The organism is Methylobacterium nonmethylotrophicum (genome assembly GCF_004745635.1).
In the GTDB taxonomy this organism is placed as follows: Bacteria; Pseudomonadota; Alphaproteobacteria; order Rhizobiales; family Beijerinckiaceae; genus Methylobacterium; species Methylobacterium nonmethylotrophicum.
This window is the reverse complement of record NZ_SRLB01000047.1, coordinates 26,362-36,179: the sequence shown is the minus strand read 5'-3', so window position 1 is coordinate 36,179 and position 9,818 is coordinate 26,362. Positions and strand designations below refer to the sequence as shown.

8 protein-coding genes and 2 tRNA genes are annotated in these 9,818 nt (G+C 70.8%); all 10 read left to right on the top strand.

The features are described 5' to 3' along the window. Position 1 precedes the first annotated feature (1 nt). The 10 genes from EU555_RS32855 to EU555_RS32810 all read left to right on the top strand — a co-directional run bounded on the left by EU555_RS32855 (position 2) and on the right by EU555_RS32810 (position 9,787). Positions 2 to 77: transfer RNA gene (locus tag EU555_RS32855), tRNA-Ala, on the top strand. Positions 78 to 916: 839 nt separating this feature from the next. After that, positions 917 to 1,804, top strand: a complete 888-nt coding sequence (locus EU555_RS32850; RefSeq protein WP_135419536.1) for a manganese catalase family protein — start codon at positions 917 to 919, stop codon at positions 1,802 to 1,804. 182 nt (positions 1,805 to 1,986) lie between these two features. Further along, positions 1,987 to 2,298: a metal-sensitive transcriptional regulator gene (locus tag EU555_RS32845; RefSeq protein WP_135419535.1), complete on the top strand. Its 312-nt coding sequence runs from the start codon at positions 1,987 to 1,989 to the stop codon at positions 2,296 to 2,298. 158 nt (positions 2,299 to 2,456) lie between these two features. Then, positions 2,457 to 3,824, top strand: coding sequence for an ABC1 kinase family protein (locus EU555_RS32840; protein ID WP_135419534.1), 1,368 nt, complete (start codon positions 2,457 to 2,459; stop codon positions 3,822 to 3,824). A 245-nt stretch (positions 3,825 to 4,069) separates the two neighbouring features. Next, on the top strand, positions 4,070 to 4,363 hold the full coding sequence (locus tag EU555_RS32835) for an aa3-type cytochrome c oxidase subunit IV (protein ID WP_135419533.1): 294 nt from the start codon (positions 4,070 to 4,072) through the stop codon (positions 4,361 to 4,363). Positions 4,364 to 4,560: 197 nt separating this feature from the next. Further along, positions 4,561 to 5,703 (top strand): Re/Si-specific NAD(P)(+) transhydrogenase subunit alpha, encoded by a 1,143-nt coding sequence (locus EU555_RS32830; RefSeq protein ID WP_135419532.1) that lies wholly within the window; start codon positions 4,561 to 4,563, stop codon positions 5,701 to 5,703. A 20-nt stretch (positions 5,704 to 5,723) separates the two neighbouring features. Then, the gene (locus tag EU555_RS32825) at positions 5,724 to 6,173 is read left to right on the top strand and encodes a proton-translocating transhydrogenase family protein (protein ID WP_048432898.1); all 450 of its coding nucleotides are present in this window, start codon (positions 5,724 to 5,726) and stop codon (positions 6,171 to 6,173) included. 4 nt (positions 6,174 to 6,177) lie between these two features. Beyond that, a complete protein-coding gene (locus EU555_RS32820) occupies positions 6,178 to 7,578 on the top strand; it encodes an NAD(P)(+) transhydrogenase (Re/Si-specific) subunit beta (protein ID WP_135419531.1) in 1,401 nt (466 codons plus the stop codon). Positions 7,579 to 7,792: 214 nt separating this feature from the next. Next, positions 7,793 to 9,586 carry a single-stranded-DNA-specific exonuclease RecJ gene (gene recJ / locus EU555_RS32815; RefSeq protein ID WP_135419530.1) on the top strand — a complete coding sequence of 598 codons (1,794 nt, stop codon included), beginning with the start codon at positions 7,793 to 7,795 and terminating at the stop codon, positions 9,584 to 9,586. 116 nt (positions 9,587 to 9,702) lie between these two features. Next, positions 9,703 to 9,787, top strand: a tRNA-Tyr gene (locus EU555_RS32810). The last annotated feature ends 31 nt before the right edge of the window (positions 9,788 to 9,818 follow it).

The window sequence follows — 9,818 nt, the reverse complement described above, 5'->3', positions numbered from 1 at the left end:
CGGGGCTGTAGCTCAGATGGGAGAGCGCCGCAATCGCACTGCGGAGGTCAGGGGTTCGAATCCCCTCAGCTCCACCAAACCTTCGGGTTTCGTGGATCTCGTCGATGATCGGTCCGACCGGGGAGCGGCATTGGCCGGGCCTCGGCTGTCGCGCGTCTCGTGACGTGGCGGCGACGTCTTGCGATGGTCGCTCGGGTGGGCTGTCGGCGTTTGGGCCTTGAGGGTTCAGCCTGGAAGTCCGGACGGAACCCATCTCGCCTCCCCCGATGATCGCGGCACCCGACATCGCCGGATGAGACACGGACTTCCCGTCTGCCCGCCGAACGCGACCGTTCAGCGAAAACACCCTTTTCAAGATCAGGCGCGGGATCCCCTCTCCAGGCGATGCCGGGCTTGACCGGGATCGCCTGGAGAGGGGGATCCTGTGCCTCTTCTTGTACCTCGGACAGCTCTGTCAGAGCCTGTTCGATCTATAGAGCCAGCATCGCTGGCTCCTCTTCGATCCGATCCGCGACCTCATCCTGAGGTGTTAGTCGATCTTTGATCGACTGACCTCGAAGGAGGGCTCCAGACAGCGCCGTGATCCCTGGAGCCCTCCTTCGAGGCCGCTACGCGGCACCTCAGGATGAGGTTGTGGGTGGGACGAGCATGGAAACCAAATCAAACAGGCTCTCATCAGCGTGACCTGCCAGGCGCGATCCATCGGCGGGCGATACGGGCCGACTCGGCTGCCCTCCCGCCACTCCCCGGTCCCCGCTCCCGCGCCGCGAAAAACCCCGCCGCCACGCTCGAACCACGCCACCGACGGGACGTTGGTCGGCGATTTCAAATACCCATACCGAGTATGTCCGCTCGGCGATGGCGTCAGCGGCGCACCGCGCCCGGGATCACCCCGAGAACCGGCCAGGAGCCCCCGATGTACTATCACGACAAGCGCCTCCAGTACCCGGTCAAGGTCGAGAAGCCCGACCCCCTGTTCGCCCGCCAGCTCCAGCAGGCGATCGGCGGCATCGAGGGCGAGATCCGCGTCTGCCTGCAGTATTTCTTCCAGGCCTGGGGTGCCCGCGGGCCGACCACCAAGTACCGCGACGTGCTGCTCAACACCGCCACCGAGGAGATCGGCCATATCGAGATGCTGTCGACCGCGGTGGCCCTCAACCTCGAGGACGCGCCGGCGACCCTCCAGGAGACCACCGCCCAGGCCAACCCGATCGTCGGCGCGGTGATGGGCGGCGAGCGGCCCCGGCACGTGGTCGAGGGCATGCTCCAGCGCCACCTGCTCTCCACCGGCCTGGCGGCCTTGCCGACCGATTGCGACGGCGTGCCGTTCGACTGCTCGCACGTCTATGCCAGCGGCAACCTCGTCGGCGACATGTTCTGCAACGTGGCGGCGGAGGCGACCGGCCGCACCCTGGCGGTGCGCCTCTACAACGCGACCCACGACAAGGGCATGCAGGACATGCTCAGCTTCCTGATCGCCCGGGACACCATGCACCAGCAGCAATGGCTCGCCATCATCGAGGACATGGGCGGCCTCAAGGACTCGCTCCCGGTGCCCAACAGCTTCGACCAGTCGAAGGAGGCGCAGGAGTTCAGCTACATGTTCATGGGCACCGACCGCAACGGCACGCCGGTGCCGCCCGGGCGCTACTCGGAGGGCCCGTCGATCGACGGCCGCGGCCAGTTCCACTTCCGGGCCTTCGAGCCCCTCGGCGAGGAGCCGGTGCTCGGGCCCGCCCGTCCCGATTCCGCCGCCCAGACGGAGCAGATGGCGACGGCGCCGGTCACGAACAGCAAGATCTAGGCCGTCGGGCGCAGGGCGCGCACGGCCCGGCCGCGAGATTGAGCTTGACCTACGCGGCCCTGATGGAGGATCGATTGCCGTTCCTTAGGGACAGGGCGGCAATCGATCACCAGACCCGACGTCGCCCGGGCCGCCCGTGCCCCACCCGGACGAGCGGACCCCACGGTCGGGGAAGGCGCATCATGGATTACACCTACGTCGACGGACGCCTCCAGATCCGCCGCACCGAGGAGGAGAAAAGGCCGATCCTCCAGCGCCTCAAGCGCATCGAGGGACAGGTGCGCGGCCTTCAGGCCATGGTGCAGGAGGATCGCTACTGCCTGGACGAGGTGCAGCAGATGAACGCCATCACGGCGGCGGTGCGCGAGGCGGTGCTCCAGCTCATCAGCACCCATCTCGACGCCTCGGTCGACTACGCGGTGCGCGCCAAGGACCATGACGGCGCCGTCGAGGAGATGGTGCGGGTGCTGCGCGCGGCGCTCCGGCAGGCCTGACGGCCCGTCGCGGAGCGGCTTCGGCGAGGTCCGGGGGGGGCCGAGAGCCCGCGCTGTCCGGTCGCCCTGGCGGCCGCGCAGCCCGGGCTTATCTAGGGACCATCGTCTCACGCGCTCCGCCGCCGGGCGCGTCCCCACGCACGAGTCTCGAATCCCGCATGTCCGCCTCCGACCGCGAAGCCAATCGCTTCTCCGCCCGCGCCGCCCGCTACGCGAAGGTCGGCGCCAACGTGGGCGGCGTCGCCGCCCGGATGGCGGGGGCGCGGCTCCTCGGCCGCGAGGGCAAGGACGTGACGAGCGCCGCGGCCCTCGCCCAGGCGCTGGGCGGCCTCAAGGGGCCGATCATGAAGGTGGCGCAGCTGCTGGCGACCGTGCCGGACCTGCTGCCCCCCGAATACGCCGCCGAGCTGCAGAAGCTGCAATCCGAGGCGCCCCCGATGGGGGCGGCCTTCGTCAAGCGCCGCATGGCGGCCGAGCTCGGGGCCGGCTGGCAGGGCCGCTTCGGCAAGTTCGACCTGCGTCCCGCGGCGGCCGCCTCCCTCGGCCAGGTCCACCGGGCCGAGACCCTCGACGGCGTTGCCCTCGCCTGCAAGCTGCAATATCCGGACATGCAATCGGCCGTCGAGGCCGACCTGAAGCAGCTGGAGATCGCCTTCGCGCTGCATCGGCGCATCAGCTCGGTCATCGATACCCGCGAGATCGCCAAGGAGATCGGCGAGCGGGTGCGGGAGGAGCTCGACTACACCCGCGAGGCCAAGCACGCCGCCCTCTACGCCGACGTGCTCCAGGGTGTCGCGACGGTGCGGGTCCCGGTCGTCCATCCCGACCTCTCGACGAAGCGCCTGCTGACCCAGGGCTGGCTCGAGGGCGAGAAGATCCTGACCTTCACCGGCGGGCCGCTCGAACTGCGCAACCGCCTCGCCCACGCGATGTTCCAGGCCTGGTGGCACCCCTTCAGCCGCGCCGCGGTGATCCACGGCGACCCCCATCTCGGCAACTACACGGTCTTTTCGGAAGGCGGTGAGCCCGCGGGCATCAACCTGCTCGATTACGGCTGCATCCGCATCTTCCATCCCCGCTTCGTCGGTGGCGTGGTCGACCTCTACAAGGGGCTGCTGCACGGCGACGAGGCCCGCATCGTCCACGCCTACGAGAGCTGGGGCTTCCGCAATCTCAGCCGGGACCTCGTCGAGATCCTCAACATCTGGGCCCGCTTCATCTACGGGCCGCTGCTCGAGGACCGGGTCCGCACGGTGGCGGACGGCGTCAAGCCGAGCGAGTACGGCCGCCGCCAGGCCTTCGAGGTCCACCGCGCCCTCAAGGAGCGCGGGCCCGTGACGGTGCCGCGGGAATTCGTGTTCATGGACCGGGCGGCGGTGGGCCTGGGCGCGGTCTTCCTGCACCTGCGCTCGGAGCTGAACTACCACCGCCTGTTCGAGGCCCAGATCGACCGCTTCTCCCTCGACGACCTCGCCGCCCGGCAGCAGGCGGCCCTCTCCAAGGCGGGCCTGCCGCTCCCGGCGTAAGGCCCGGCCTCCCGGGGTGCGGCGCCGGAAAAAGATGCGCAACCGCACGCCCGGCCTTTGACCTATGACGGTGCCTCAGGCCGGCCGGGAGGGCTCCCGGCCCGGAGAGGCGAGCCCGCATAAGGGCTTGCGGCGATCCCGAGGGGTCGCGCCGCCCCGGCGCGGACCGCGCACCGGCCAATTGCCCGGACCTTGAGCATGCGCTAAAGCCCGGCCAACGAGCACAAGACGGGGTCTACCGCATCATGGCCGACATCAATCACGCCACCGACTCCGCCTACAGCCCGGAGATGGACGGACCGTCCCACGAGGCCACCTATCGCGGCTTCGTCCACTTCGTCGAGATCGCCACCACCGTCGTAATCTGCTGGGTGCTGTCGCTCGCCGTCGGCGGCGTGCGCGAGGCCTGGATCTCCGCCATCGTCGGCGTCGTGCTGGGCGCCATCGGCGGGGCCGTCGGCGCCCTCTCGCCGAATATCGGCTGGCGCGCCCCGGCCGTGGTGGCCCTGCTGCTGGCCCTGATGCTCGCCTTCTACTGAACCGCGGGCGGGGACGCGCGCCCCACCTTCCCGCGCGGTAGATCGCGCGTGACTTAATCGTTGAAGATTTGTAAACGGGGCCGTTCCCTCGCGCGAGGGAACGGCTTTACAGTTGTGGGGCAGGCGTGGCCTTGTAGGCCCTGTCCCTAGGGGGGATCGGCGCCCCGCGCCGTGTCGTTTGACTGAGGGAAGTCTGAATGCGGATCGCGGTCCTATCCGAGACCGATCCGGCGGAGCCGCGGGTCGCGGCGGTCCCGGAAACGGTGAAGAAGTACAAGGCTCTGGGGGCCGAGGTGACGGTTCAGTCCGGTGCGGGCCTCAAGGCCGGCGTCCCGGACGCCGAGTACGAGGCCGTCGGCGCCTCGATCGCGCCCGACGCCAGGGCCGCGGCCGAGGGGGCGGACATCGTCCTCAAGGTGCGCCGGCCCTCCGGCGACGAGCTGCCGGCGCTCAAGCGCGGCGCGATCGTGGTCGCTATCATGGACCCCTACGGCCACGAGGCCGAGGTCAAGGCGATGGCGGATGCCGGCCTGTCGGCGATCGCCATGGAGCTGATGCCCCGCATCACCCGCGCCCAGGTGATGGACGTGCTCTCGAGCCAGGCCAACCTCGCCGGCTACCGCGCGGTGGTCGACGGCGCCGCCGTCTACGGCCGGGCGCTGCCGATGATGATGACCGCGGCCGGCACCGTGCCGGCGGCCCGCATCTTCGTGATGGGCGCCGGCGTCGCCGGCCTCCAGGCGATCGCGACCGCCCGCCGCCTCGGCGCCGTGGTGACCGCGACCGACGTGCGCCCGGCCGCCAAGGAGCAGGTCGAGTCGCTGGGCGCCAAGTTCGTCGCCGTCGAGGACGAGGAGTTCAAGCAGGCCGAGACCGCCGGCGGCTACGCCAAGGAGATGTCGGCCGAGTACAAGAAGAAGCAGGCCGAGCTGGTGGCGAGCCACATCGCCAAGCAGGACATCGTGGTCACGACCGCGCTGATCCCGGGGAGGCCGGCCCCGAAGCTCGTCACCGCCGACATGGTGGCGGCGATGCGGCCGGGCTCTGTCCTGGTCGACCTCGCGGTCGAGCGCGGCGGCAACGTCGAGGGCGTGAAGGCGGACGAGATCGTCGAGACGCAGAACGGCGTCAAGATCGTCGGCTACGCCAACGTGCCGGGACGGCTCGCCGCCACCTCGTCGAGCCTCTACGCCCGCAACCTCTATGCCTTCGTCGAGACCCTGGTCGACAAGGCTTCGAAGGCGCTGGCCGTGAAGTGGGACGACGAGCTCGTCAAGGCGACCTGCCTGACTCGCGACGGTGCCGTCGTCCACCCGAACTTCCAGCCCAAGGCCGCCTGAGCCCGCCAGAGGAAACCCCCATGGCCACCCTTCCCCCCGACCAGGCGGCGGAGCAGGCGCGCGCCGCCGCCGCCGCCGCCCGCAACGCGGCCGACATCGCCGCCCGCGCCGCCGACCAGGCGGCGATCATCGCCGACAGCGTCGGCCACGGCGTCGCCGCCGCGACCCACGGCGCCATCGACCCGACCGTCTTCCGCCTCGCGATCTTCGTGCTGGCGATCTTCGTCGGCTATTACGTGGTCTGGTCGGTGACCCCGGCCCTCCACACCCCGCTGATGTCCGTCACCAACGCGATCTCCTCGGTGATCGTGGTCGGTGCGCTGCTCGCCGTCGGCGTGCCGCTGATCGAGAAGGGGACCGGATGGGCCCGCTTCTTCGGGTTCATCGGGCTGGTCTTCGCCAGCGTGAACATCTTCGGCGGCTTCCTCGTCACCCAGCGCATGCTCAGCATGTACAAGAAGAAGGCCTGAGGCGATGTCCGAGAACGTCTCCTCGCTCCTCTACCTCGTCTCGGGCGTCCTGTTCATTCTGGCGCTGCGGGGCCTGTCCCACCCGACCACCTCCCGGCAGGGCAACCTGTACGGGATGATCGGCATGGGCATCGCCATCCTGACGACGCTGGTCGGCCACGCGCCGTCCGGCGCCGGCGCCTGGTTCCTGGTGCTGCTCGGCCTCGGCATCGGCGGCGGCGCCGGCGCGGTGATCGCCCGGCGCGTGCCGATGACGGCGATGCCGCAGCTCGTCGCGGCCTTCCACTCCCTCGTCGGCCTCGCGGCCGTCGCGGTGGCGGCCGGCGCCCTCTACGCCCCGCAGGCCTTCGGCATCCTCGAGAACGGCCACATCCACAAGCAGTCGCTCTTCGAGATGGGCCTCGGCGTGGCCATCGGCGCCATCACCTTCACGGGCTCGGTGATCGCGTTCCTGAAGCTCGACGGCCGCATGTCGGGCAAGCCGATCATGCTGCCCCAGCGCCACGCCATCAACATCGTGCTCGCCATCCTGCTGGTGGCGCTGCTCGCCGGCTTCATCGGCGGCGAGAGCAAGGTGCTGTTCTGGCTGATCGTGATCCTGTCCTTCGTGCTCGGCGGCCTCCTGATCATCCCGATCGGCGGCGCGGACATGCCGGTCGTGGTCTCGATGCTCAACTCGTATTCGGGCTGGGCGGCCGCGGGCATCGGCTTCACCCTCGGCAACCTGGCGCTGATCATCACCGGCGCGCTGGTCGGCTCCTCGGGCGCGATCCTGTCCTACATCATGTGCCACGCGATGAACCGATCGTTCATCTCGGTGATCCTCGGCGGTTTCGGCGGCGACGCCGCGGCGGCCGGCGCGGGCGGCGCGGTCGAGACCCGGCCGGTCAAGCAGGGCTCCGCGGACGACGCGGCCTTCATCATGAAGAACGCCGAGAAGGTCATCATCGTGCCGGGTTACGGCATGGCGGTGGCGCAGGCCCAGCACAGCCTGCGCGAGATGGCCGACCAGCTCAAGAAGGCCGGCGTCGACATCAAGTACGCCATCCACCCGGTGGCGGGCCGCATGCCGGGCCACATGAACGTGCTGCTGGCCGAGGCCAATGTGCCCTACGACGAGGTGCACGAGCTCGAGGACATCAACGGCGAGTTCCCGCAGGCCGACGTGGCCTTCGTCATCGGCGCCAACGACGTCACCAACCCGGCCGCCAAGACCGATCCGCAATCGCCGATCTACGGCATGCCGATCCTCGACGTCGAGCGGGCCAAGACCGTGCTGTTCATCAAGCGCGGCATGGGCTCCGGCTATGCGGGCGTCGAGAACGAGGTGTTCTTCCGCGACAACACCATGATGCTGTTCGGCGACGCCAAGAAGGTGGTCGACGAGATCGTGAAGAACCTCTGACGGTCGGCCCGTCGGAGAACGGGAAGCCGAGGTTTTCGTCTCGGATCGGGAAGCGGGGCCCTGTGCCCCGCTTTTTGCTTTTCAGGGGAGCGCGCGAACCCTCCCCCCTGCGGGGAAAGGTTCGCGCGCCCATTCCTGAGCCCGGCATCGTCCGCCCACAGGTGTCGCCCGGCTGCGGCAGCGCGGATCCGCGAATCCCGCTACACTGCGCCCCGTGTCCGCTCTCCTCGACCTGCCCCGCCCGCTCCTCGACGTTCACCGCTCCGCCCTCGGGCGGCCCTGGCACGAGCGCTGCGCCTCGCCGGCGGCGCAGAGCCTCGCCGTCGCCATCGCGCAGGGGCACGGCCTGCCGGAGGTGCTGGCCCGGGTGCTGGCCGGCCGCGGCGTCGACCTTCACGCCGTGCCGGGCTTCCTCGAGCCGCGCTTGCGCGACCTGATGCCGGACCCCGCCGTTCTGGTCGACATGGAGGCGGCGGCCGACCGCCTCGCCGCGGCGATCCTGAAGCGCGAGCGGGTCGCGATCTTCGGCGACTACGATGTCGACGGGGCGGCGAGCGCCGCCCTCCTGGCGAGCGCCCTGCGCGATCTCGGCGTGCCCTACCGGCTCCACATCCCCGACCGCATCACCGAGGGCTACGGCCCCAACGTCGCGGCGGTGCGGATGCTGGCGGAGGAAGGCGCCACCCTCCTCGTCACGGTCGATTGCGGCACCGCCGGGCACGAGCCCCTCGCCGAGGCCGGGCGCCTGGGCATGGACGTGGTGGTGCTCGACCATCACGGCGCCCCCGAAACGCTCCCGCCGGTTCGCGCGGTCGTCAATCCGAACCGCCTCGACGATCTGTCGGGCCTCGGCCATCTCTGCGCCGCCGGCGTGGTGTTCCTGACCCTGGTGGCGCTCAACCGGCGCCTGCGCCGCGACGGCCTCGCCGTTCCCGACCTGATGGCGGGGCTCGACCTCGTGGCCCTCGCCACCGTCGCCGACGTGGTGCCGCTCCAAGGCCTCAACCGCGCCTTCGTGCGCCAGGGCCTCGCGGTGATGCGCGGCCGATCCCGGCGCGGCCTCGCGGCCCTCCTCGACGCGGCGGGCCTGTCCGAGGCACCGCAGGCCTGGCATCTCGGCTTCCTGCTCGGGCCCCGCATCAATGCCGGCGGGCGCATCGGCGATGCGACGCTCGGCGCACGCCTGCTTCTGTGCGAGGACCCGCTCGAGGCCGCCGGCATCGCGGCGCAGCTCGATGCGCTGAACCGCGAGCGCCAGGCGATCGAGGCCGCCGCCGTGGCGGAGGCCGAGGCCGCGATGGGACTGCGCCTTGAGCGCGACCCCGACCAGCCGGTCCTCGTCACCGGCAGCCCGGACTGGCACCCGGGCATCGTCGGGCTGATCGCCGCGCGGCTGAAGGAGCGCTTCGGACGGCCCGCCTTCGCCTTCGCGCTGCGCCAGGACGGCACCGCCACGGGATCCGGCCGCTCGATTCCCGGCGCCGATCTCGGCCGGGCGGTCCGGGCCTGCGTCGAGGCCGGCCTCGCGGCGAAAGGCGGCGGCCACGCCATGGCGGCGGGCGTGACGCTGGCGGCCCTCGACCTCGACCGCTTCCGCGAGGCCCTGTCGGCCGACCTCGCCGCCTCGGTGGCCGAGGCGCGCCTCGGCGAGGCTTTGCTCGTCGACGGCCTCGTCTCCGCCGGCGGGGTGCAGCCGGACCTGGCGGACGCCGTCGAGCGGGCCGGCCCCTTCGGCCAGGGCGCGCCGGAACCCGTCTTCGCGCTCGCCCGTCACCGCGTCGCCGATGCACGGGTCGTCGGCACGGGCCACGTCAAGGCGCAGCTGCGCGGCCGCGACGGCGTCGCGGTCGGCGCCATCGCCTTCCGGGCAGCGGAATCGCCCGTCGGCCGGCTGCTCCTGTCGCGCATCGGCCGCGACGTCCACGCCGCCGGCACCCTCTCCCGCGACCGCTGGCGCGGCGGCGACCGGGTCGAGCTGCGCCTCTGCGACCTGGCCGAGGCCGACTGAGCGGCCCCTCCCCCACGCCCATGAGCCGGCCATCCATGGCAGCTTGACACCCGCCGGACGCCCCACCATAAGGGCCCCGTCGCCGACGAGGCGGCCCCTGCCGGAGACGGCAGCGTGGGGGAATGTCCCGAGCGGCAAAGGGGGCGGACTGTAAATCCGCTGGCTAAGCCTTCGTAGGTTCGAGTCCTACTTCCCCCACCATCCATTCTCGCTGACAACTCTTGTACCGCAG

Bases quoted from the DNA above. Each gene is read 5' to 3' on its own strand.
- EU555_RS32850 (WP_135419536.1), top strand. From the start codon at position 917: ATGTACTATCACGACAAGCGCCTCCAGTACCCGGTCAAGGTCGAGAAG.
- EU555_RS32845 (WP_135419535.1), top strand. From the start codon at position 1,987: ATGGATTACACCTACGTCGACGGACGCCTCCAGATCCGCCGCACCGAG.
- EU555_RS32840 (WP_135419534.1), top strand. From the start codon at position 2,457: ATGTCCGCCTCCGACCGCGAAGCCAATCGCTTCTCCGCCCGCGCCGCC.
- EU555_RS32835 (WP_135419533.1), top strand. From the start codon at position 4,070: ATGGCCGACATCAATCACGCCACCGACTCCGCCTACAGCCCGGAGATG.
- EU555_RS32830 (WP_135419532.1), top strand. From the start codon at position 4,561: ATGCGGATCGCGGTCCTATCCGAGACCGATCCGGCGGAGCCGCGGGTC.
- EU555_RS32825 (WP_048432898.1), top strand. From the start codon at position 5,724: ATGGCCACCCTTCCCCCCGACCAGGCGGCGGAGCAGGCGCGCGCCGCC.
- EU555_RS32820 (WP_135419531.1), top strand. From the start codon at position 6,178: ATGTCCGAGAACGTCTCCTCGCTCCTCTACCTCGTCTCGGGCGTCCTG.